This window comes from Gimesia sp. (assembly GCF_040219335.1).
Lineage (GTDB): Bacteria > Planctomycetota > Planctomycetia > Planctomycetales > Planctomycetaceae > Gimesia.
Map to the genome: position 1 here is coordinate 1 of NZ_JAVJSQ010000037.1, position 23869 is coordinate 23869.

Annotated in this window: 20 protein-coding genes; 14 read left to right on the forward strand and 6 right to left on the reverse strand. The window is 54.1% G+C overall.

Annotated features, from left to right (window positions below; genetic code table 11):
- Window positions 1-137: 137 nt before the first annotated feature.
- Complete coding sequence (locus RID21_RS27785; RefSeq protein WP_350194657.1) at window positions 138-788, reverse strand: hypothetical protein; 651 nt, start codon at window positions 786-788, stop codon at window positions 138-140.
- A complete protein-coding gene (locus RID21_RS27790; protein WP_145438348.1) occupies window positions 785-1177 on the reverse strand; it encodes a BlaI/MecI/CopY family transcriptional regulator in 393 nt (130 codons plus the stop codon). Before RID21_RS27790 ends, RID21_RS27785 begins: the two co-directional genes overlap by 4 nt.
- A gap of 212 nt (window positions 1178-1389) precedes the next feature.
- On the opposite strand from RID21_RS27790, the gene RID21_RS27795 reads away from it, so the two are divergent.
- Both RID21_RS27795 and RID21_RS27800 read left to right on the forward strand, forming a co-directional pair.
- Window positions 1390-1752: a BlaI/MecI/CopY family transcriptional regulator gene (locus RID21_RS27795; protein WP_145438349.1), complete on the forward strand. Its 363-nt coding sequence runs from the start codon at window positions 1390-1392 to the stop codon at window positions 1750-1752.
- A gap of 14 nt (window positions 1753-1766) precedes the next feature.
- Window positions 1767-5465 (forward strand): M56 family metallopeptidase, encoded by a 3699-nt coding sequence (locus RID21_RS27800; protein WP_350194659.1) that lies wholly within the window; start codon window positions 1767-1769, stop codon window positions 5463-5465.
- On the opposite strand, the gene RID21_RS27805 is transcribed toward RID21_RS27800, so the two are convergent.
- Window positions 5448-6782 carry a hypothetical protein gene (locus RID21_RS27805; RefSeq protein ID WP_350194661.1) on the reverse strand — a complete coding sequence of 445 codons (1335 nt, stop codon included), beginning with the start codon at window positions 6780-6782 and terminating at the stop codon, window positions 5448-5450. The genes RID21_RS27800 and RID21_RS27805 overlap by 18 nt on opposite strands.
- Before the next feature lie 351 nt (window positions 6783-7133).
- On the opposite strand from RID21_RS27805, the gene RID21_RS27810 reads away from it, so the two are divergent.
- From RID21_RS27810 to RID21_RS27835, 6 genes are all read left to right on the forward strand, one after another.
- Complete coding sequence (locus RID21_RS27810; protein WP_350194663.1) at window positions 7134-7508, forward strand: hypothetical protein; 375 nt, start codon at window positions 7134-7136, stop codon at window positions 7506-7508.
- A 91-nt stretch (window positions 7509-7599) separates the two neighbouring features.
- The gene (locus RID21_RS27815; protein WP_350194665.1) at window positions 7600-8322 is read left to right on the forward strand and encodes a DUF434 domain-containing protein; all 723 of its coding nucleotides are present in this window, start codon (window positions 7600-7602) and stop codon (window positions 8320-8322) included.
- 109 nt (window positions 8323-8431) lie between these two features.
- Window positions 8432-9379, forward strand: coding sequence for a DUF1559 family PulG-like putative transporter (locus RID21_RS27820; RefSeq protein WP_350194667.1), 948 nt, complete (start codon window positions 8432-8434; stop codon window positions 9377-9379).
- A 268-nt stretch (window positions 9380-9647) separates the two neighbouring features.
- On the forward strand, window positions 9648-10463 hold the full coding sequence (locus tag RID21_RS27825) for an RDD family protein (protein WP_350194669.1): 816 nt from the start codon (window positions 9648-9650) through the stop codon (window positions 10461-10463).
- 146 nt (window positions 10464-10609) lie between these two features.
- Complete coding sequence (locus RID21_RS27830) at window positions 10610-11194, forward strand: sigma-70 family RNA polymerase sigma factor (protein WP_350194671.1); 585 nt, start codon at window positions 10610-10612, stop codon at window positions 11192-11194.
- 102 nt (window positions 11195-11296) lie between these two features.
- On the forward strand, window positions 11297-12064 hold the full coding sequence (locus tag RID21_RS27835; RefSeq protein WP_350194673.1) for a phosphatase PAP2 family protein: 768 nt from the start codon (window positions 11297-11299) through the stop codon (window positions 12062-12064).
- 11 nt (window positions 12065-12075) lie between these two features.
- On the opposite strand, the gene RID21_RS27840 is transcribed toward RID21_RS27835, so the two are convergent.
- Entirely contained in the window at window positions 12076-12537 is a 462-nt protein-coding gene (locus RID21_RS27840; protein ID WP_145438359.1) for a nuclear transport factor 2 family protein, read from the reverse strand.
- Between the two features lie 679 nt (window positions 12538-13216).
- Here RID21_RS27840 and RID21_RS27845 point away from each other — a divergent pair.
- The 3 genes from RID21_RS27845 (at window position 13217) to RID21_RS27855 (ending at window position 14597) form a co-directional block, all read left to right on the forward strand.
- Complete coding sequence (locus RID21_RS27845; protein WP_350194675.1) at window positions 13217-13747, forward strand: hypothetical protein; 531 nt, start codon at window positions 13217-13219, stop codon at window positions 13745-13747.
- 194 nt (window positions 13748-13941) lie between these two features.
- Window positions 13942-14259, forward strand: coding sequence for a DMT family transporter (locus tag RID21_RS27850; RefSeq protein WP_155364467.1), 318 nt, complete (start codon window positions 13942-13944; stop codon window positions 14257-14259).
- Between the two features lie 101 nt (window positions 14260-14360).
- On the forward strand, window positions 14361-14597 hold the full coding sequence (locus RID21_RS27855; protein WP_350194677.1) for a ribbon-helix-helix domain-containing protein: 237 nt from the start codon (window positions 14361-14363) through the stop codon (window positions 14595-14597).
- Window positions 14598-14811: 214 nt separating this feature from the next.
- Here RID21_RS27855 and RID21_RS27860 read toward each other — a convergent pair whose 3' ends face one another.
- A complete protein-coding gene (locus RID21_RS27860; RefSeq protein ID WP_350194679.1) occupies window positions 14812-14973 on the reverse strand; it encodes a hypothetical protein in 162 nt (53 codons plus the stop codon).
- Window positions 14974-15043: 70 nt separating this feature from the next.
- The gene (locus RID21_RS27865; RefSeq protein WP_145180060.1) at window positions 15044-15595 is read right to left on the reverse strand and encodes a hypothetical protein; all 552 of its coding nucleotides are present in this window, start codon (window positions 15593-15595) and stop codon (window positions 15044-15046) included.
- A gap of 1389 nt (window positions 15596-16984) precedes the next feature.
- On the opposite strand from RID21_RS27865, the gene RID21_RS27870 reads away from it, so the two are divergent.
- From RID21_RS27870 to RID21_RS27880, 3 genes are all read left to right on the forward strand, one after another.
- The gene (locus RID21_RS27870) at window positions 16985-20692 is read left to right on the forward strand and encodes a PVC-type heme-binding CxxCH protein (RefSeq protein WP_350194681.1); all 3708 of its coding nucleotides are present in this window, start codon (window positions 16985-16987) and stop codon (window positions 20690-20692) included.
- A gap of 61 nt (window positions 20693-20753) precedes the next feature.
- Window positions 20754-21668: a hypothetical protein gene (locus RID21_RS27875; RefSeq protein ID WP_350194683.1), complete on the forward strand. Its 915-nt coding sequence runs from the start codon at window positions 20754-20756 to the stop codon at window positions 21666-21668.
- Between the two features lie 379 nt (window positions 21669-22047).
- A complete protein-coding gene (locus RID21_RS27880) occupies window positions 22048-23862 on the forward strand; it encodes a GspE/PulE family protein (protein WP_350194685.1) in 1815 nt (604 codons plus the stop codon).
- The last annotated feature ends 7 nt before the right edge of the window (window positions 23863-23869 follow it).

The window sequence follows — 23869 nt, forward strand, 5'->3', positions numbered from 1 at the left end:
CTGGGCTACAGAGCCCCGGTACCGGAAGCGAAGCTGTTCTGCTCGCCTGCTTCCGCTCCGCTCCAACAGGCGAGCAGAACAGCCATTGACACAAAAGAACACTGAGTCTTGTGACTGGTGTCATTCGTGGGGGCACGTCAAATCCGTTGAGATTCGAGTACACTGACCGGTTCCCGGAGCCCCGCCTGGCGAGACAGTCGCTTGACGAGCGATCGTGTGTCTGGTGTTGTGACAGGCAGTCCTTCCAACCGTAAACGCCGCAACTGGCGGAGTTGATACAGAATCAGCATTCCCCCTGAGAAACATGCTGTCAGAAAGATAAGACAGCAGACCGAGCGGATGATCCAGCCGTGCGCGGAACCCGAAGGTGACTGTCTGCTTGACGACTCCTGGGTTTTTGCATCCACTGCTGCGAGTGCGGGGGCCGCGGTCGCGTTATCGCGGGAACCTCTCGCATATTTCCCCTGAGTTTCAGGCATCAAAGCTGAGTTCAATAAGTCATCCCTGTCCCGCTGATGATCGGTCTCAGCGGGTGAACTGGATGCTTCCGTTACAGAGGTGATCGACCATTGCCAGCCGAAGTGGGGTAAGTAGTCGAGTGTGACGATCAGGCTGGAAAGCAGGGGGCCGAGCAGGGCGACTTTCAGGAACGTGACGCGGGTTTCCGTTCTGATGCGCGGCCCGTACTTGAAGGCCAATAAAACCAGGAGACCCAGGAGGGTGGAATGAATCAGGTATGTGACCAGGAACGAGAACAGCCCGTTGGCAGCGGTCAGGAATTCTGTCATGAGCGATCCCCTTTCTTTTTGGGTTTCGTTTTCTCATGTTTGGAGACCAGTCGTTTAATGCGGTCGAGTTCATCGGGGTCGACCTGATCGCTTTCCAGCAGATGGCTGACCAGTGCAGAGGGACTGCCGCCAAAGATGCGATCGACGAGTTCATCGACGAGCGAAGTACCAATGCCATCCTCGGTGATTGCCGGCTGATAGTAGAACACGCGTCCCTGGGCCCGATGCCTGACCAGCCCTTTCTGTTCCATCCGCGAGAGCACTGTCGCCACGGTGGAATAGGCCAGCGGCCGTTCCAGATCCAGTGATTCCTGAACGTCCATGACCGTGGCTTCGCCACGATCCCACAACACACGCATAATGGCTAATTGCCGTCCACCGAGTTTCACGGAATGCTCCTCAATCAGGTCTACTACAAAATCTACAAGTGTAATACTACAAATTGTAGATGAGAGGTCAAGCAGAAAATCGCCGCGGAAAAGATTTTTTGTGAGGCTTGATTTTTGTCTGATTGAGGGACGGCTGTCTATTTTCTAGCAAGAAAAAGCTTGCCAGCGCGATCAATGTGCAGTATTATCTGCACATTGGAGGGGGAAGTCCGATGTCGCGTTTTACACCAGGCGAACTTGCTGTGATGCAGATCCTGTGGGAACAGGGTGAGCTGAAGCCGAGCGAGTTGCAGCAGCATTTTCCGGAGCCGATCAAAAATCCGGCGCTGCGTTCCTACCTTGCGATCCTCGTCGAGAAGGGGCACATCTCACGTCGCAAGGTCGGTAAGGCTTACTATTACAAGGCGATCACGCGTCGCAAGGCGGCGTTTCGTTCGACGATTCGTCAGATTGTCGATGCTTACTGCGAAGGTTCCGCCAGGAAACTCATTCTGGATCTGATTCGCGCAGAGAAGCTGAGCCAGGACGAGTTACTGGAACTCAAACGGCTGGCAGATGATCCCCAGCAAAAATGATTCGGGAGGCGAAGATGTCATCCACCTTGAACTGGTTGATGGGCAGCAGTGATGCTTTACCAAATAGTGCCCTGCTGATTCTGATTCGATTGACGTTGATTCTGATGGTGGCCTGGCTCTGTCACTGTGCCTGCAGCCGCTGGAATCCCCGGCTGCGAATTTTACTCTGGCGGATGACGGCGGCCAGTCTGATAATCGTGACGGTCTTGAGTCTGTTTCCTTACCGATTGCAGCTGGCACTGCTGCCTGCGGCCTCCCCTGTTATGGAAGTGGATGAGGTCGTCGAACCTCCTGATCTGAATGTAACGGCTGCTGACATAGAGCTGACTGTGCCTTTGAGTGGTCCCTTATCCCGGGAGGTTGAACTCTCTGACACAGGATTAATACCGCTGAATGAACGGCCGCCGATCGAGGACACCGCCGCCACGCAGGCATCTATTGTTGAGAATGCGGGGACGCAGGAGACGGCTCTCACAGCAGGTTGGTTTCCCACTGGTTTGTCGGGTTATGCCTGCGTTATCTGGGGCCTCGGCGTGGTGCTGCTTACATTGAGCTGGTTGGGCGGCGTGCTCAGACTCGTGGCACTCTATCGACGTGCGACACCAGTGCCTGCCGCAATTCAGGATCAGGCCGATACGATTGCTGCACAGCTCGGGTATCTGAAATCGATTGATGTCCGTTGCAGTGAGGAAGTGCAAACTCCCTTTATCGTAGGGGCATGGCGACCCGGGGTATTAATACCGGTGCAACAATGCGCTGCTGCAGAACGCCAGGAATTACAGGCGTCTTTGGCACATGAGATCGCCCACTGCCGGGGGAATGACCTGCGCTGGCATCATCTTTTCACGCTGTTACAGATTCTGCTCTGGTTCCATCCGCTGATGTGGAGAACCCGCGTCGTGCATGCGGACGCCTGCGATGAACTGTGCGATTTAAAAGCCGCCGGCTACCTGGGTGACGACAAATTGTATGGGCGTCTGCTGGCGGGGCTGGCGTTACGCGTGGCAGAGCGAAACAGGAGTGCCGCCCTGGCGATGGCCCGTCGATCACAGGTGCGTAAACGAATTGAAGCCGTGAGTCGTAACCGGGCCAGCAGGGGATTGAACCGCTGGCAGGCGGGCAGCATGCTGACGACGGCGGTCGCGATGGTGGTTCTCCTGGGAGTGGTGCGCATCAGTCGCGCTCAGGAACAGCCGACGGAGGCTAAAGAACAACCACAGGCAGTGCAGGTCCAGGAGAGTGAGCAGGCTCAGGGTGTCAAAGAGACGCTCTCCGGAACCGGCGAACCGGGGGCGAGGGTGAAGCTTTATCGTTATCCCGAAGGGTATGCCAAGCCTGTCTTCCAGGGGGAGACAACCATTGATGACCGTGGTCACTTTAAATTTAAAGATGTGCAGATGCCTGGTGAGGGGGGCCGCCTGACCATGGTTGCCACCAAGGCTGGTTATTCGTCGGCGATGTGGTCGATGTGGCCAGAGTACCAACGACCTAAGTTATCCTTGCGCATGAAATCAGACACCGCTGCCTTGAGCGGTACAATAACTGATGAAAACGGAAATCCGGTTGCTGATGCGGTGGTCACGCTGCAGCCAGATCAGTATCCAATACCGGACTTCCTGATGGCCAAAACCGACAGCCAGGGGCGGTATACCATTAAGGACCTGGCTGCCTCGAATTCAGATAAGTCGAACACAAAGTCCCCGTCGAGCAAAAAAGGGTACACGGTCACGCGATGCTTGTTCCGGGTGCATCACGCAGATTATCCGATCACGATCGCGTCGTATTCGCAGCTTCCGCAAACCGTTGACGTTACATTGCATCCCCCGGCGATTGTGGAAGGGCAGGTGGTTGATCTGGTGACGGGAGAACCGCTGGCCGATGTTGAGGTTCATGCGCAAGGGATCGCCCGATATGGTGGTTTCACAACCAGGACGGATGCCAACGGAAACTACAAACTCCGCATGACGACCGATTATTACAATATCTGGGCCGTCGCACCGGAGCGGATGCCCCTGGCGATCAAAGCCCTGAAAGTGATGGAGGGACAGCGGCAGGCGGGCAGAGATATCCCGATGGCCCGGGGTGGCTATGTGACCGGGAAAGTGATTGATCCGGCGACGGACCAACCCATTGATGGCGACAAGCTGAAGATGCAAGTGGCCCATCATGGGCCGGCGCGACCGATGACCGGGGCTGCAGTCACTAGCACCAGAGTACAGGCGGATGGAACCTATCGTCTGCACGTGGCTCCGGGACGAAACTACATTTACCTGATGAACGGGAGCTCTACCCCGGGTTATCTGAATGTCGGCGATGGTCAGACCGTGCACCGTGATATTGTCATCGGTGAGCTGGCGGAGAAGCCGCAGGTTCCTGACCCGGACCTGATGTTACGGAGTAAGTTAATGAGAGCCGCGTTAGTGGATGATCAAAGACAATCCCCACCTGTCGCTACCGAGGAGGATGAGGCAAAGTTGCCTTCCAATAAATCCGTTGAAAAACTACTGGCGGAACTCAAGGAGATGAATTCAGGGTCGGACCGGTTCAGCGATGAGTGGGCCAATCAACTGCGGAAGATCGCGGTCCTCGGACCTGACGTGGTGCCGGAACTGGTTGCTGAACTGGATCAGACATCGGATGATATGATGCTCCGTTGTCTCGGTTTTATCTTGCGTGCGATTGGTGACAAACGCGCGGTTCCCGGCCTGATCCGGGCAATTCCCAAAACGTTAATTCGCCCCGGTTCCGATATGGGTTTGCAGATTCGGGAAACCGATGTCGCACTGCTCAAGTTCATGCAACAGCACGACCTGAGTCAGCAACACAGAGGCAGTGAATATGGATTTGGGCGGCCTGTCCGCGAAATCTTTGGTGCCCTGGAGTCGCTGACCGGTCAGAATTTTGGTGATCAGGAACTGAATCACATCTTTCTAAATGAGTACGATTTCCCCAGTCAGAAACAGGCCAAGGCGGCGCTGTTCCACCAGGTTGCCACACGTTGGGCGCAGTGGTGGGAGAAGCACGCACAGGAATTCACTGATGCCCCCGCGTTTTATCAAGTGAACCTGCCCCCGTTGCCTGCTCCGGCAGCGCCTGATTCCATTCCGTCCTCCGCGCTGTTGAAGACGGAGAGTGGCACGAGCGGCTGGGTGCTGCAGTCGATTCGTAGCGCACCGGAGGGGCTCGTGTTTTATGATCTCGATACCGGACGGGCGACCGCATTGCCGAAACGCTGGCGTGATCAGAAACTGTCAGACGAGCTGTTGAAGGAAATCCGGGAATGGGCAGCCGGGCAGGGTTACGATATGCTGGGGGACGAAATCAAAGGAGAAGAGGGGCAGACTCAGTTTGTTCTGCGGCCCATCGGTCTCCGGACATGGGAGTTGCCCAAGTCGCGGTGGAAAGAAACCTTGGACCAGACTTCCATCGATGCACTGCGGGCGGAAGGACGCGTCAACCAACAGGATCTGCTGGTGAGCTTCGATCCGGAGACCAGCAAAGCCAGACCGCTGGATACCGTCACGTTCTTCTACATCACGCGTGAAGGAACGCCGGGGATTCTGTATGTGGGGATCGAAGTCCAGGACGACAGTCTGAAGCCGGGTGGTTTTATGACTGGCGATAATGAGTTGAACCCGGTTGCCTTCCGGAAAGGACGTCGGTTTGGACTGAATCGTCTGGTGACGGGAGCGAATTTATTCCGCGGGAGGTGAGACTGGTTCTTCCTCTTCTTGCTGGACGACGATTTTCGGGCGGAGCAGCAGGAAGGTTCGCGTCTGATCGGCGCTGGTCTGCTTGAAGACTTTCGCGTCGGCCGCATTGTCTGAAACGGGGACTCCTGTCTGGTTGGTCTTCTGCGCGACGAGTTCGATGAGGACGGCTTTGCCATCGGGGACGGTCGTGACGTAGGTCTGCAGATTCGAATCGGCTGACTGTTGATCGCTGACCCGCAGGTTGAGGCGGACTTCACGACGATCTGCGGAAATCACCGGCTGCAGATAGAAGGGACGCTGCAATGGGTGCGGCTTACCTCCCGCCTCATACTCGGTTACATGGGCGGTGTAGCCGTTCAACAAAGCAACTTCAGGCGGCTGGATCAGATTGGTCCGGCTGTGATTTTGTGCCGCTTCCAGAAGCGACTTGACCTCTTCGTCGTTGAGCAGGACTCCCCCCAGCGGACCTTTGTTTTGTTGAGTACGGGCAGTCAGACTGTTGGCATCCAGATCGAGGCCCAGACGTTCCCAGGCTTTGTCCGGCAGGTTTTCCAGGATGCGGGTTTCTATGGAAACGTGAAAATCCCGCTGCCGGCGGAGTTCTGTGAGTAGTGTTTCGATTTCCTGGTGCGCCTCTTTCGACTGCCGGATGACGAGGCACATCGTGGGATCAAACGCGCGAATCGAACCTGTGCCACCGATCCGCTCCCAATCGACAGGTTGCACCGAGGCTTCAATGACTTCGATCAGCGAGTTGAAGTCGACCGAGTTTCTGTTGACGACCGGAATTGGTTCATCAGCGGAAACCGGACCGGTCATGGGAATGGGGATCACTAAATCGGCGACGGGATAGGTGCGTGTGGTGCGCTCACCCTGGGCCCGCGTCTTGCTGGTAATGACGAGAACTTCATCTTTGACGGTATACGCGAGATCCAGTGGTAACAGCATCAGGTTGAGCACGCTCTTTAACTGGATGCCTTCGACTTCGATGGTGACGGGATTCTCAGGGATTATGCCGACTTCATTCAGACCCCGAGTATCGACGAAAACGTTGATGCCGAGATCCCGGGAGAGCGTAAGCAGCACGTCGGCCAGCGGTTTCTTTTCGGCCTTCAGTGTAACGGACTTTTTGAGTGCCTTCCGGATCGTTAATTCGGAGGGAGTGGCATTCGCTGGTGGATTCAAAGCCTGTGGTTGTGTCGCGAAGGATGCCTGTTTAATCGGCTTGTCCTGCGACTGTTCTGCAGGATCGTTGGCGAGGGCAAAGCCCTGGATTAACAGGAGTGTCAGCAGGGTCAGCGTTAATTGATATCGCATGGTTCGATTCCTTTCGCGAGAGCGCGGCCCCGGGTCGAGGCGATTGATTCCGTTCCTCATCAGCTCGATGAGGCGACAATTTCGGGGCCCGCAGGGGCACTGTCAGCCGGGGTGGGGCAGTGGCGTTTGCTGACAATTGTCTACTACCAGAGTCGCGGCACTCTAACTCGTAACCCCGAAATCTGTCAAGACGAACCAGTGGGGTGGCAGCGGGCCGAGGCGCATTCACACTGAAATGCAGACTCATCCTTGAAAAACGGCGAAGAATAAACGTAAATACACTATGTGGTTGCGGGTATTCTATCCGTCGCTTTTACGCCGATTTGATTCCAGACAAAAACGAGGTCGACCATGGATGAGAAGTATTTTTCCCGTAAGGCGTGCTGGCATACGATGGAGGGGCAACTGGTGGTACACGACAGCTTCAGTGAGCATGCGCCGCGGATGATCACGATGGAACCCTGGTATGCGGTGGTATTCATGTCTGCCGATGGCGAACATACGGTCGATGAATTTGTGATACAAATGGCTGCCCAGTACGAAGCGGGGGAACCGGCGGGGCTGCGGGAGCAGATTCACGAAATCATGGGCACCTTGATCGAGGAAGGAATTTTACGTCTGCATGAGGAACCAGAACCGTTGCCAACCTACTTTGCGGAGGAGTACTTCGAGCAGGATGCGGAAATCCGAAACCAACAGATGCAGGCGGATGGTCTGATAGAGTAAGCTCTTTTCCTGAAAATCAGTTCCTGCAGAGCTATCTCATGAATCATGCAATCTACTACAGTCTGTCATAACAGAAGCCGGAGGAAAGACGATGCCTGACCGGCGGAATCATCGGGGCGCTCATCCCCAGGATCGGTTGCTGTTTGCGCGCGATGCGGAGCCTGATCTGTGCCGGGCGACGTCTGATCTGAACTGGCTGTTGACCGGTGGGTATGCTTCGGTCTCTGCGCTCAAACTGGTGGGGGATCGCTATGCGTTGAACGCGCGGCAGCGGCTGGCGGTGGGCCGCTGTGCCTGTAGTGAGGAGGACGCGAACCGGCGGCAGATGTATCAGGTCGAGACGCCGGACCTTGCGGGAGCGGAACTGTGGATTGACGGGTATAACGTGTTGACGTCGCTGGAGGCGGCGCTATCGGGCGGGGTCATTCTACTGGCCCGCGATGGCTGCCTGCGGGACATGGCCAGTATGCACGGCAGCTATCGTAAGGTAGCTGAGACGATCCCTGCGATTCAGATCCTGGGCGAACTGCTGGCAGAGTGGCAGGTGGCCGGTTGTCGCTGGCTGCTGGATCAGCCGGTCTCCAACAGTGGTCGTCTGAAGACGATGCTGCGGGAACTCAGTGAGGAGCGGGGCTGGAACTGGGAGATCGACCTCGTGCCTGACCCCGACCCTGTGTTGAGTGCCGCCGACCAGATCGTGGCTTCCGCGGACAGCCAGATTCTCAACCAGGCCGGGCGGTGGTTCAACCTGGCGCGGACCGCTGTCGAAGAGCGGGTACCCGAAGCGTGGGTGGTCGATCTATCGGGTTGCTGATTTTTTCGTATCGGGTCGGGTGCGGATCTGTTAGACTGGTGTTCGTACTTCTACTGCTGAGTTTTGGACCTGACTCTGTCCCAGAGTCTCCAGCGAGAAAGAGACCATCATGGCCAACTGGTATGTGAAACGTGGTGACCAGACAGCAGGACCCTTAACCCGGGAACGGCTGATTGAACTGGCGGCGCAGGGCAAAGTGCAGGAGTCGGATCTGGTGAGAGAAGGGGAGGCGGGTGAATTCCGACCTGCGGGTCAGATACCGGGGCTCTTGCCGGCGGAGACAGTCAGCAGTGGGGGCTTCGACTTTGAACAGACGAGTTCCGCTTCCGCCAGCCCGAAGAAAAACAACACAACGCTGATTCTGGTCCTCGCGATTCTGGGAGGCGGGGGCATTCTCGTCGTCCTGGTGCTGGTGGCTCTGCTGCTACCTGCCGTTGAGCAGGCGCGCGAAGCTGCCCGGCGGTCGACTTCCAAAAACCATCTGAAGCAGATCGGCCTGGCGATGCATAACTACCATGACACGTTCGGAGTGTTTACCCCGGGGGGGACAACCAACGTGGAAGGCAAGCCGAACCACAGCTGGCAGACGTTCATTCTGCCCTTTATGGATCAGGCGGTGTTGTACAATCGGATTGACATGGATCAACCCTGGACGACGCCGGAAAATCGGAAGCATTTTACCCAGGTCATTCCAGACTATCTGCATCCATCCGTTGAGGAAACCGTTTCTCCAGACGGGTTGGCGCTGTCGCATTACATCGGAAACGAACTGTTGCTGGAGACCAACGGGAACACACGGTTTCGTGATATCACCGATGGCGCCTCGACTACGATCATGGCGATTGAATCGGGAGAGGGCTTCAAGCCGTGGGGCGATCCGACCAATATCGATCATCCTGCCAATGTGATGCGAGAGGGGAGGAAGACGTCGATGGTGGGCGGTAATCATGTGCTGCTCTCCGACGGGGCGGTGCGATTTGTTTCGGAGAATATTGATCCGGAAGTGTTAAAAGCGATGAGTACCCCCAACGGTGGTGAAGCCATCGGTGAATTTTGAGCGAACGTCAGACAACCAGCAAAAGAAGAATGGGGCAGGTCTCAACTTAATGAGACCTGCCTTTTTTTATTTCAACGCTGTTACGAATGCCTGTTTGATAATCGCTGGTTCTGGCCTCTCCTTTTTTCGGAATTGTGCATTTCCGCCGCCAAGTTTGCGCCGTGCTGTCGCTTGAGAGGTTGAGCACTGTTCGTCAACTGACGTCAGTATTCCCTCTTTTGTCTTTGTCTGACACATGGTTTTGCAGTTTGAATAATGAGGTATCTCTATGAATTCCAGTGATTTATGTCAGAGGTTGCGCGTTTCGGAATCGCAGTTTCGCAAAATCTGCCAGCACCTGAAGATTGCGGCCGCCGATGATAATCAGAGGACCTTTACGCCCCGGGAGATTCAACGGCTGCAGCATTTTGTAGAGACGCGGCGGTCTGCGGCCGGGAAAAAGAATGCGACAAAGATCCAAAGCGGAACATCGACCCGCGATTCAACAACGCCCCCCAAACCGAAGTCATCTGAGAAACCACGGGTTGTTGAGCAGACCGCGTCAACGAAACCTGCCCCCGCTGAAAAGCCGGTTGAGAGCACCGCGTTACCAGCCCGGACCAGCACTGAGCCAGAGTCGAAGACGCCTGAAGTGGTTGCCGGTCTGCCGGAATCCGAGACGGCTCCGGTTCTGCTGCGGGCGATCGCTTATGTGATCGATGCGTTGCTGACGCTGATCCTGGGGCCGCTGGTGTTGATTCCGATCCTGGGGCAGATTCTGATCGGCCTGATGCTGTGCTGCTACTGGCTGTTCCGCGATGCGGCAGGCGCCAGCCCCGGGAAACTGCTGCTGGGATTACAGGTGTCAAATAACAGTGCCGACCCTGCAAGGGTCGGACCGCGAATCTTGCGAAACATTCCGTTGTGTATCGGGCCGTTCCTGTTTTGTATTCCGATAATCGGATTCGTGATTGGCGTGCCGGTCGCCATTCTGGTGGTGCTGACCGAAGTGGGGATGTTGCTGGTTACAGGGAGACGGATCGGCGATTTGCTGGGTGATACTTCGATCAAAACCGTTCCCAAGGTCAGACTGGTCAGTGAATAGCAGGCAGCCCGTCGACTGTTGACTGCTGGCTATGCAGTCTGGTTAAGAAATCGTTGAGAATCAGTTTTATTCCGGGGTGCAGATGTGCATAATGAGAGAGACTCTTCCAATTCTGTCTACCGATCGAGATCTCTCAGGATACGGGCATGCGCAACTCGGAATACCAGCGACTTCTCAACGAATCGCTACAGGGCAACCAGGAGGCGATCGGACAATTACTGGATCGCCACCGGCCCTATTTGAAAATCATCACGCAACGGGCGCTGGACGGTCGGCTGCAGGCACGCGTGGATGATTCGGATATCGTGCAGCAGACCTGTCTGTCGGCGCTACGGAACTTTCAGCAGTTCGACGGGAAAGAAGAGGCGCAGTTTGTTGCCTGGTTGCAGAAAATCCATGAACGGAATATTCAGGATACGATACGTCGACACGCGGGCGCAGAGAAGCGGGCCGTTGGTAATGAAGTCGCGGGCTCGCGTCTGGAGGGGCTGTTTCACCTGGAAACCCTGAGTCCCTCACAAAGGGTGATGCAGGCCGAGGATGCGGTGCGGCTGGCTGAAGTGCTGGCGTCGATTCCCGCAGACCAGGGGGAAGCGGTGCGGTTAAGGCACATTGAAGGCTGGTCGCTGGCGGATCTGGAGCAACACTTCGGTCGTTCGGAAACGGCGGTGGCCTCCCTGATCAAACGCGGACTCGAAAATTTACGCAAACGACTCAACGGGGATGCCTGAGTCCGTGAGAGAGTCGGCCCTCTACCGTCGATAGAAGAGGTGTAAGCATAGAGTTTTCTTCGTGCTTTCTGCTAAACTGAAATCATGTCTGAAACCGGATGGATGAAATTGTTCTCTCGGCGGCTGCTGAAATGGATCGAGTTTGCGATGAACTGGCTCAAAGGTCGCGAACCGGTGCTGCTGGTCTTTTTTCTGATCCTGGCCGGCTCTACCTGGGCGTTCATTGAGCTCACCGACGAGGTGCTGGAACAGGAGACCCAGGCGTTCGACAAGTGGGTCATCCGTTCCATGCGACGGGCCGACGATCCGTCGATTCCCATCGGGGCACCCTGGGTACAGGAGATGGGCCGCGATCTGACTGCGCTGGGGGGCGTGGCGACGCTGGTTTTCTTTACGACGGTTGTGGCAGGCTATCTCTGGATCGAAGGAAAAAAACGGGTGATTCTGTTATTGCTGTTCGCTTCCCTCGGAGGGCTGCTGCTCAGTTCTGCGCTCAAGCATTTCATCAGCCGTCCCCGCCCGGATGTGGTGCCGCATCTTTCGTATGTTTATACCAGCAGCTTCCCCAGTGGCCACTCGATGCTTTCCGCGGTGATCTATCTCACGCTGGGGGCACTGCTGGCGTCGGTGATCCAGCAGACCCGGGTGAAGATTTATGTGCTCTGCGTGGCGCTGCTGCTGACGCTGTTGATCGGGCTCAGTCGGATTTACCTCGGCGTGCATTACCCGACCGATGTGATTGCCGGCTGGACCGCGGGGCTGGCGTGGGCGCTGTTCTGCTGGATTCTTGCCCGCTGGTTACAACAGCGGCACCGGATTGAAGCTGCCAGCCCGACCTCGGAATCTGCTGCTGCCGACTCCGAGGTCTGACTGTCAGTCGATCAGGCGACATCCGGAATGCCTGCGTGCATCAGTGGCCGGGGACCGGAGGTGGGCCAGTGAAAACGGCGCTGGTCTGCGGGGATGGGGACGTCGTTGATGCTGGCTTCGCGGCGGCGCATGAGTCCTGCTTCGTCAAACTCCCAGAGTTCATTTCCGTAGGCGCGAAACCATTGGCCGTCTGCATCGTGATACTCGTACTGAAAGCGAACGCCGATGCGGTTTTCCGAATAGCTCCACAGCGATTTGACGAGCCGGTAATCGAGTTCCCGCTCCCATTTGCCAGCGAGGAATTCCCGGATCTGATCGCGTCCCTGCAGAAACTGATCGCGGTTCCGCCACTCGGAATCCGGGGAGTAGGCCAGGGAGACCGTTTCAGGGTCGCGGCTGTTCCAGGCATCTTCCGCAGCACGAACTTTGGCGGTAGCGGTGGCGAAATTGAACGGGGGTTTGATGGCAGTCATGTGTGTCTCCTGTGTTGGGTTGAAGCTGTTATAAACAGACAGGTCTGTATAATATGTCCTAAAAAAGAGAACGAGGCGGACCTCATTCGATGGCGTGTGACTCTGGTACCAGTTAGTTCGTATTTATTACGATTATCAGCGAAGACACCTGACCGGGGCGAATACCCTGCGGCTGATTTGTCTTTGCAGTTGTCACATGTCTGAATAATATAAGTATACAGATCTGTCTATTTCTGTCAAGGGGGTGAATTCGGGTTTCCTGTGGAGATTATTTTCGTGGAGCCCTGCTCATTGGGATTATGATTCTGTTCTGCTGGTTTTCTGAGCTTAGAACGCGTCCCCAGAGCCTGAATCTGTCCCCCTCTTTGCTTACCGTAACAAATATGCATAGAATTATTTCACTTGATCGGGGTTGATGATGAATCATTCAGAGTCGAATTTATTCTCAAGTGGATGTGTTGTTGAAAGTATGATGCTAACTCTGTATCGCGTCCAACTGACCGATGGACGCATTCTGGAGGCAGTTTTAGCTCCCGAGTTTCGACGTGCCGTTTCAAGAATCAGAAAACCTCTTAAGATCAACCCCGGTCAGAAAGTTGAAGTGGAACTGAGTCCCGATTGGGAAGAGGATAACCGCTGCCGAATAATCAAACTCATTGATTAAGAATCAAGAGCCCGGTTGCAACTGGGCCTGCCTCCTTTTCAGCAGAAACCAATGATTAGAACTCAAGAAGACCTGCTTCAGGTTATTGACCAGTTTTCATTCCCTGAAGTCTTCCGAGAGATCATTTCAGGTTCAATCCCGGAAGGATTGTCAGGTATTTGCGATCCCCCACTGGAATTTTCATATCCCATTTTTTTCAGACATCCAGAAGCATTTCCTGAGCCAGGGCAGTTATTGATTTTGTGGGACACGAATCAGTCCTCCATAACGGGGTTCTTAATGGATGATCAAATCTTTATCAAATCATACTTAGAGGACGGACCTGAAGTTGATTCCGTGATTGCTGATAATTATCAACAGTTTGCCTGTCATATTATTCGGCAGTATTTCAATTCTTTTTCAAGTGTTGAAACCGCTGGGCTGCTAGCTCAACGATTTGAATTTAAATACTGGGAGGAAATGCTGCAGGTTTATACTGAAGCGGCGCATCACCCCGTCAGTGAATTGACAGAACAACTCGATCTATTTTCAGCCTCGCTCAAATAAAACAGAGAACGGTTCTGCACACCTTGGGCTACACCGGCTTTGAGAGAAGTGGTTATCAAGATGACCGAAGAACTCTAGCCGCTTGTCCCGGCGGATGTGGGGCTTATAATGCCGGGAACACTCCCATTGCAGGACGACCTGCATGTTTTTCCCGTCGGCGGGGACGACCCTGCCATAGCAGTGACAGGTGCGTTATGGCATGGGTGATTCTTTTGGTGGCGGCGGTGCTGGAGATCGGCTGGGCGGTCGGGATGAAATACACGGACGGTTTCACACGGTTGTGGCCCAGCGTGCTGACCATTGGCATGATGGCGGCGAGCATGTTCCTGCTGGCCCTGGCGGTCCGCACGATTCCGGTGGGCACCGGTTACGCGGTCTGGACGGGGATCGGCGCATTAGGGACGGCGGTGCTGAGTGCCTTCCTGTTTGGTGAACCGGTCACGATCTGGCGCGGGCTCTGTCTGGTGTTGATCGTGGGTGGCGTGCTGGGGTTGAAGCTTTCGGCTTCGTGAGTGGCGGGAGGTATCCTGCAAGCAGAGATTCTCTTTTTGACATCTCAGCAAACTTCATGGTATGATCATGTGATCGCTACTTTCCCAGTCAGGAGACAGTCATGTCAACCGGTTATCCCCCAGAGATTCTCAAGTTCATCGAAGAAGAAATGGCCAGCGGTCATTATGAAGATGAAAGCGCCCTGGTTACAGAAGCGCTGGAGGTCTTTCGGGAGTTGAAGCAGAGACACGCCGAGCTGAAGCAGCAGATTCAGCAGTCTCTGGAAGCCGAGAGAGCAGGCCGGGTGATGCCCCTTGATATCGATGCAATCGTTTCAGAGCTGGAATCGTGTAGTTAACGCTGATTGGCTTTCGGTTTTCAGTGTTGTATCGTTTCAGATGTTCGCAAGAGTGCTCTGGGACCTCCTGTTCGCTGCGCTCACCCCGAATTGCATTCGGGGTTACCCGGTTAATTTGGATTTGACTTCTGATATCACTCCGGGTTTAAGTACCTCCAAACGCCTGGCCGTCTTCGCGGAGGTTTTGCAGTGCGCGGTCGACGATGCGGCGGAACTACTGTTCCAGTTCGTCGATATTGCGTTTGTCATCAGGGAGCATCATCCAGCACAACATCAGTGCCTGACGGACGGACTGGTCTACCTGCGCCGGGCTGAAGAGATCGCGCATTTTGTCGAACGATTCCTCGTCGTCGGGGTTGAATGCCTGAAAGACCATGGGGGTTCTTCCTACTAAATAGTTGAGGTGTAAAGTGCCGGCGCTGCTGTCACAGTTTGCAACCTGTGTTTTACTGTTCAGAAATGGGAGGAGTCTCCTGATCCAATAACTCCAGGGCTTTAGAACAATTGGGATATAAATTGACCAGATCTTTGATCAGTTCTCGAATGCTTTCCGTTTTGTCGGCTTTCTCCAGAATGTATTCCGGGATGATTTCGAGATAGTCAAAGGCGGTTGACATTCTCCTGTCACCAGCCATACCTGCATTGTTTTCCATCGAGACAAAAAATACGTGAAGCGCATACATGGCATGCCGGTATTTATCTTCTCTGATCATGGCATCCCTCTCGATCTGACCCAACTTCAATAAAGGTGGTTCCTCTTCGTCAAATGCGTCCAATGCCCTGGTGCTCATGCAGTCTACCTGTACGGCATTGATGATGAGCTGCCGAATGGCCTCTGTTTCATCTTGATTACTCGCTAGAAGAAGGGGGAGGTCTTCAAAAGTCTTCAAGAAATCCGCGAGTTCCCTGTGATTCGTTTGAGTCGCTTCCGATTTCATTTGAACGATTATTGTATGCAGCGCATACATAAGTTGCGGGAGTTTCTTACTGTCGAACATCGGTCACAGCCTCAGACATCAGAATCCTTGAGATGGGGTACGGGTTCTAAAGGAAGTTGCCATCTGCTTACAGCGTGTCGGCATCACCAGGAGAGTGCGCTTTCCTACAGCTTAACGATTTTCAGCTACGGGGGTGAGTTTCTTTTTTGTAAAATGGGGGGATTGGTTTTCTTGGAAGACGCTGAGTTGATCTACCACGAAAGACACGAAAGAGGATGGCGGATGGAATCCGGTATTGCCGGAGGCGACAGGAGGTCGATGTGTGGTGGCTGGCTGGTGATGCGTTGTGACTGGTTCGGTTCGTTGTTCATGAAGAGTTGTTGCTGAGATTGGGGGCATGCGTTGTGTCCTCCTGCTCGCTGCGCTCGGCTTGAATTGCATTCGGGCTCACCCGATTCTGTTCGTGGAATATCATAGAACATGTTTCTTCATTCGGATGTTTTATACCAAACTCGTTTCAACCGGGGCTAATGCCCTGCGGCTAATTTCTTTTCTGCTTTGACGCTGGTTAGCAATGGGACGATTCTGATTTTTAAGTATGGATATCGGCGGCTGGTGGCTGGCTGCTTATTTTTATTGGGGGTGGTGATGTTGATGTTGGATTTTGTTGAACGGCGTGTGGGGGTCAAGGGGAATGCTTGCTTTGAGTTTGTTGCGAGTTCCTCTGAGATGGGGGCGAGTGGTCTCTCAAATGCTGTGAGAGTGCTCCGAAATGATTTGAAATTATACGGGACATGTGGAACCGGTTCATTTTGTTTCAGTGAAAACCGGGGGAAATCGACGGCGATTCAGGTGCTGCTGTGTTACTGGTGGGCGGTGTTCCAGTGCTCGGATCATCCGCCTCGCGCGCAAAGCACAATTGCGACAATTTATGATTCGGGAGGCACGGATCAAGGGCAATCTTTTCAGTGAAAACAGGTGATGGTCAGTCGTGCACAAAGCGCACCAGTGATGATGGACGCGGGACGCGACCTGTCTCATGATGGCGGACGGGGTCCGGGAAAATTATCTCAAAAAAATCCGGAGTGGGTTCCCGGCGGGACGGCCGATTTTCTTAAGTTTGTATATATATGACATAAGTATCTTGATTACAGGATGTTAGTAGAGATGAATGACAGACCAGGGGGCTCAGGAGAGATTAATCGGCCCCAACTCGTTTCTGGGTTTCAGATTAGAACAAGTGCAGAGACTCAATTGACGGTCCCCTGCAGGGCTCGCTATTGTGGAAGAAAACGCCTGGATGTTGAGACGCGGGCGACCACTGCTCCGCGTCTGGCGTACTCGCTCTACTACAAAGTTTCTGAAATATCGGAAACGATTTCCCGCCTCGTATCGTAGTAAAACGGTACCACTCCCCACGAAGCTAATCAAACTGAAAAGGAAGATGGAATGCGACTTTGTCTGGTAATTGCCGCTCTGATTCTGTGCAATCTGCATTCGACAGTAAGGGCCGACAAACCTTTTGAACTCAAGAAAAACGAACGCATCGTGGCGGTCGGAAACGCGCTGGCAGAACGGATGAATCTGTTCGGGCAGTTCGAGACCCTGATGCAGACCCGGTACCCCGAGAAGGAAATCATCTTCCGGAACTTCGGCTGGCCTGCAGATGAAGTGGGAATTCAGCAGCGTCCGAGTAACTACACCACGATCGATGATCCGCTGGAAGTCTTCGGACCGGAAACGTTTTTCTGTTTCTTCGGTTTCAACGAATCGTTCGCCGGGGATTCGAAAGAGAGCCTGGACGCCTTCAAGCAGAACTACCGGAACTACATCGCCGAACAGACAAAGCGTTTCACCAAAGATGGCAAACAGCCGCGGTTTGTGCTGATCAGCCCGATTGCCTTTGAATCGACGGGCGATCCGCTGCAGCCTTCCGGTGAAGAAGAGAACAAGAATCTGGCCGCTTATACGGCTGCCATCAAAGAACTGGCGGAAGAAGACGGTCACCGTTTCGTCGACCTGTTTACGGAAACGAAAGCCAAATTCGGTGCAAAGCCGGGTAACCAGTATACGGTTAACGGAGCGCATGCGAATGAGCAGGGTTACCGGGTCATTGGCCAGCTGCTGGACGGCAGCCTGTTCGTGTCAGAGCATCCGCTGGGGATGGGGACGTCGAAGTTCAACGAGATCCTCAAATGGGTGAATGACAAATCGTGGTTCCACGCACAGGACTACCGGATGCTGAATGGCTGGTATGTCTATGGGGGCCGCCGTACCTGGGACATGGAAACCTTCCCGGGCGAATATCAGAAGATTCGTAAGATGGTCGCCGTGCGTGACCGCTATATCTGGGAGATGGCTGCGGGGGGTGAAGTACCCGATCAGCCGGACGATTCGAAGACGGGTGAAGTATTCATTCCCGAAACGATGTTCGGCAGCCGCGATGAACGCTTCCGCGAAATGCGCGAGCCGAAAGAGCTGAAGTATCCGACGCCGGAAGAGTCGATCGAGATGATGACCGTTCCCGAAGGGTTCAAGGTCGAGCTGTTCGCGTCGGAGCGGGAGTATCCCGAACTGGCGAATCCGAACCAGATTGCCTTCGATAACAAGGGCCGTCTGTGGGTTTCCTGCATGGCAAACTATCCACAGTGGATGCCCGGTGCAGGGAGACCCAGCGACCGTCTGCTGATTTTTGAAGATACCAACGGCGACGGTAAAGCCGATAATTGTACTACGTTCTACGACAAACTGATCTGCCCGACCGGATTTGAATTCTGGAACGGCGGCGTACTGGTAGTTGATGAGCCGCGAATTCTGTTCCTGAAAGACACCGATGGCGACGACAAGGCCGATGTGGTCCAGCAGATTGTCGACGGGATTGCGACCGACGACACGCACCATACGGTGGGTGCCTGGGAATATTCAAACGGCGGACTGTTACACATGCTGGAAGGTGTTTCGCTGTCGACGACGCTGGAAACACCATATGGTGCCTTCCGCAATAAAGATACCGCCGGCTGCTATACGCTGGATCCCCGTACGTTGAAATTCCGTCACTTCCGCACACCCGGCTACGGAAACCCGTGGTGTCTGGTGTTCGATCAGTGGGGTAACGGGATGGTTGGTGATGGAACCAACGCCAAGCAGCACTGGACGAGTCCGCTCTCCGGTCTGGAAGTCAACACGCGGCGTACGCTGGAGCCCAACTTCGATAACCAGGGAATGCGTCCCGCGGTAGGGAACGAATTCCTGATTTCGCGCCATCTGCCTGAAGACGTGCAGGGCCAGTTCATCTATGCCTGCGTGATCAACATGCACGGCATGCCGCGATTCAATCTTCGTGATCAGAAAGATGGTTCGGGTTTCGAAGGGGAACGTGTGGAAGACCTGCTGTCTTCGACCGACATGATTTTCCGTCCCGTCGATCCGAAGATCGGTCCGGATGGCGCGGTTTGGTTTGGGGACTGGTGTAACGCGTTGATTGGTCACATGCAGTACTCACAGCGTGACCCGAACCGCGATCACAAGCATGGCCGCGTTTATCGTCTGGTCAATACAAAGAAACCACTGCTCAAGCCGGTGACACAGGCCGATAAGTCGATTGAAGAACTGCTGGAGCAGTTGAACGCCTACGAACTGCGGACCCGTTATCGTGCCCGTCGCGAATTGTGGGACCGTGATCGGGATCAGGTCCTGGCGGCTGTGAACAAGTGGGTTGAAGGTGTGGATGATCCGAAGCAGCTCTGCGAAGCGATGTGGCTGCAGGAGAGCTTCCGGGCCGTGGATACCAAGCTGGTCGATCGGATTCTGGCGAGCGATGTTTACCAGGCACGTGCTGCCGCGATTCATACGCTGGTCAATGAAAAGGATCGTCAGCCCCAGTTGAAAGAATACCTGGCGAAAGCAGTTAACGACCCGAACCCGCGGGTACGACTGGAAGCCGTCCGTGGTCTGAGCTTCTTCGGAACCGTGGATGCGACTCAACTGGCACTGCAGGCTGCCAATCATGAGATGGATTACTGGATCGATTACACGCTGGAGCACACGCTGCATGCGTTGAAGCCGGCCTGGGAAGTGGCAGAATCGAAGCCCGATTTCCTGGAAGGTTCATCCACGGCCGCGAAGAAATATCTCGACCGTTATAAGAAGATGACCGGACCGGGCGGAGCGGCTGTGAAACCGCTGGAGATTGCCGGTTCCGAGGAAGCTTCGGAAAGCAAACGTAAAGCAGCGATTCGTGATCTGGCCAAGATGAGTGGCGGTAATTACGAGCGGGGCGAAGGCGTGTTCAAGCAGGTCTGCTCTGCCTGTCATATGGTGGGTGACCTCGGCAAGAAGTTCGGTCCGGACCTGAGCGACATTGGTCAGCGGGTGAGCAAGATCGAAATGATGACTTCGATCCTGATGCCCAATGATAAAATTTCCAAAGGTTTCGAGACAGTCGCGATTGTGACGATCGAAGGTGAAGTGCATACCGGCTTCATCCTGGCCGAAGACGAGAAAATGATTTCACTCGGTCTGGCGAAGGGGAAGAAGATCGACATTCTCAAAGACGACATCGAACTGCGTAAGCCGATGAAGTCGAGTTCAATGCCCGAGGGATTGATCAAGACGATTGCCCCGATCGAGTTTCTGGACCTGGTGGCCTATCTTTCCCGGCAGCGGCAGATCGCCGCGGTAGAGGATCAGGAGGGCTGGATCAGTGCGAAGCAGAAAACGGTCAAGCTGCGGAAGAAGAATGGCTTCAAAGAGATCTCCCGCGATGCTGCTCTCAAGTTTGGCGGTAAGTTCGGGAACAAGACCTGGAACAAGGACGCGTATCTGTTTCTGACCGATGTTCCTGCGGAGCGGTTTGATTTCGCGTTCCATTCCGATCTGGATTCCGAGTCGCCTTACGTCACGATTCGGCTGAAGGACGATTCTGAAATCCGTTCGATCTGGTTGAAGAACCGGAAGGGACTGCAGGAGCGGGCCGCAGGTCTGACGGTCTGGATCTCTTCTGACGGGACGAATTTCGAGAAGGTCTGGACGGCTGAAAAAGTGCAGCCCGAGTGGACCATCGATCTGCCCGAAGGGACACGTGCGAAATTCGTCCGCGTGGGCCTGGAAGGGGAAGGGACGCTCCACCTGCATCAGGGCGCGATTTTCGGTCGATAAGGCTGAAAAGGCGATATCAAACACGCTTTTTCGGAGCGATGGTAAAGGAGTGATTTTCTAAGTGGTTGCAGTCAATATCTTAAGACTGAGATTCAAACAACTGGGGGATTACTCCTTTTCTCTCGCATTCTGTCTCTTGCTGGTAGCGGGGTGTGCCGAAAACTCCTCTTCCTCATCGAAACCTGAGGAAGTAGTGGATGAAAAAAGTGGCACTCCCGCGAAAATCAGAGATTTCTGTCCAAGGGATAAGTCATACGATTTTCTTGAATATCGTATCGCAGGCGTACCTGACGAAGAAGTAGTCTGGTCAGGCGAAGAGATGGTGGAAGCAGTTCGCGGACTTTATTCACTGAATCTGACGAACACTGAGAGGTTGCCGCGATATGAGAGCGAGATGTCTGGAGAGGTGTTTTCCCGACTGACGGCGAGCGAAAATCTCAAAATGTACCAAGACCAAAGTTTGTCTCTCGATCAACGTTTGTCTGATGCATTGAAGCATTTGAAATCTGTGAATGAGATCATGGAACTTTATGTGATTGCGTTTGAAGAGCAGGCCGTCGGTGACAATGAAATGATCGAATTGTTTGGGGCACAATTGCGGGTGATGACTACAACCCTCGATCTATTAATCGAGTTCCTTGCCACCATCGACAAGGATGATCCTACCTATGATGTTCGAGTGCAAGGTATGGTACGAGCCAAGGAAGGTGCTTACGGAATGGTGGAAACACTTCTGGAATTATTAGAGGATTCTCAGGACTATCGGCCTGATGTCCGCAAGCGCCTGTTAGGGTATATGCAGGACAGTCTACCACTTCTGATACCGTTACTGACACAGGAGCAACAGGCTCACTTGCAGGAGCTCATGCACGCTTGTCAGAAGGATCCCCAATTACAAGAATTGCAGCCTGAACTGGGGGATTTGCTGAAGGCTCTTGAGGAGCCGAACGAGGTGATTCCGTCTGAGAAACGTTGATGGTTCAGCTCAAAATGCCTGTCTGGGGGGTAAATCTCTGCAGCATGACCTTTGAGAATGTCGGGGAATGTGAACAAAATGCATCTCAACTTTAAATTTCCCCCACGCTTGCGCTGAATTTTACCTTTTCTTTTTCGGGTGACTGCCGTTAGTATGTGTGGTATATACTTGTATTGCATGGAGGCGAAAAACAGACACATCTGATGGTAAAGCAGGGAAAAAACGGATCTCACTGTTAAAAAGTGGAGAATGTTGTTCCTTCCGCATTACTTTTTGACTAAATTCAAGTCCCTATCGTATCTCATTTTAGCATTATTTCAGGCCAGATATTCGGGTCTTTCCTGTCGCAGGATCAGTCCCGGTTTTGAGGTGCAACAGCGTGAAATCTTTCTGGGCATATTTATTGATTCTGTTGAGCGTGTTATGCGTCTCGGCAGAGTTGCAGGCTCAACCCGTTGTCGAGGGCGATAACGGGAACGATTCTGCAGCGCGGACACCTGCGAATACAGGGCAGGTAGGAAAGTATCCCCCGATCCCGATCCGGTTCTTCAGGGGCAACGGGCCTGCGACCTCCTCTCAGGGTTTCTATTTTAACTTCTGGAAGATGCTGTTCGTCTGCCTGCTGTTTCTGTTGTGGGCGAAAACATCTTACTGGGTGGACGATGACAGCAGGGCGTTGAAGTGTAACACGGAATTCTGGAGTTCGCTGATTCTGGTAGCCGGTGCGCTCGGATTTCTCCTGGTGTTCTGCATGCCGAATTTCATTGTCGGTTTTCTGGTTCTGGCAGCCGCCTATGCGGCGCCGCTGGGGTTCTATATCAATGAGCGGAATGCCAAAGTGCCTGCTTCCAGCAAAGTGATGACGCCCGATCATATTCGCAAGCTGACTTTACGTTACCTGGCACGGATGGGAATCCGCGTGGGGGGCAAGAAGACCCAGGAAGCCGCGATGGGCCCCGATATCCGTTTCATCGGGAAATCAGCGACGGGGCGGGGTGACGATCCCAGCAGTTCGCGTCGGGTGGAGAATTCGCGTGGGTTCCTGGCAGCGAAAGAGCTGATTCACGATGCGATCATGCGTCGCGCCACCGACGTGCACCTGGAGCCGAAAGAGGATGAATACGGCGTCCGTCTGCGTATCGACGGGGTGATGTATCCCACCGAAGGCTTTGACCGTTCGATCGGCGAAGCGGTACTGAATATTTTCAAAGTGCTTGGTGCCATGGACATCACGGAGAAACGTCGTCCCCAGGATGGTAGTTTCCGTGCGATCATGCCAGACCGGGAGATCGATTTTCGTCTTGCCAGCCAGGGGACCCGTTACGGCGAAAAGATGAGTCTGCGTATTTTGGACCAGACGAACTCAATCGCTTCACTTTCGGAACTGGGGCTGCGGAAACAGATCGTCGACAAGATGAGCTCAATTGTCAAGCAGCCGCACGGCCTGTTCCTCTGCTGTGGTCCTACCGGTGCCGGTAAATCGACGACCCTGTATGCCGCTTTGCACGAAATTGACCCTTACCAGCGAAATATCATTACGATTGAAGATCCGGTGGAGTACCGGATTGAGAATGTTTCGCAGATTGAAATCAACCAGAAAGCCGGCCAGACCTTTGCCGAGTCGCTACGGAGTATTCTGCGTCAGGACCCGGACGTGGTCATGATCGGCGAAATTCGAGATGCCGAAACCGCGCGGATTGCCTGTCAGGCTGCGAATACCGGTCACATGGTGTTCTCCACGGTTCACGCCAACGATACCTTTACTGCTTTGTACCGTCTGATCGACTTGGAAGTCGAGCCGTTCATGCTGGCCAGTTCGCTGTCGGCACTGCTGGCTCAGCGTCTGGCGCGACGTCTGTGTCCGGACTGTAAAGAGGCATATCAGCCCAATCCGGAGTTCCTGAAAAAGGCGAATCTGCCACCGGACAAGGTGAAAAGTTTTTATCGTCAGCCGAAGAATCCGGAGATTGTCTGTCCAACCTGCGGTGGTCTGGGCTACTTCGGACGTATCAGCGTGGTGGAGCTGCTGGAATTCAATGAGCGGATGCGGGATATGATTCGCGACGACGTCGGCATGTCCCAGTTGAAAGCACAGGCCCGTAAGAACGGGATGCTGTATATGAAAGAAGAAGGCCTGCGGCTGGTGGTCAAAGGCATTACCTCGATTGATGAATTACTGCGTGTCGTGAAGTGATCTTCGA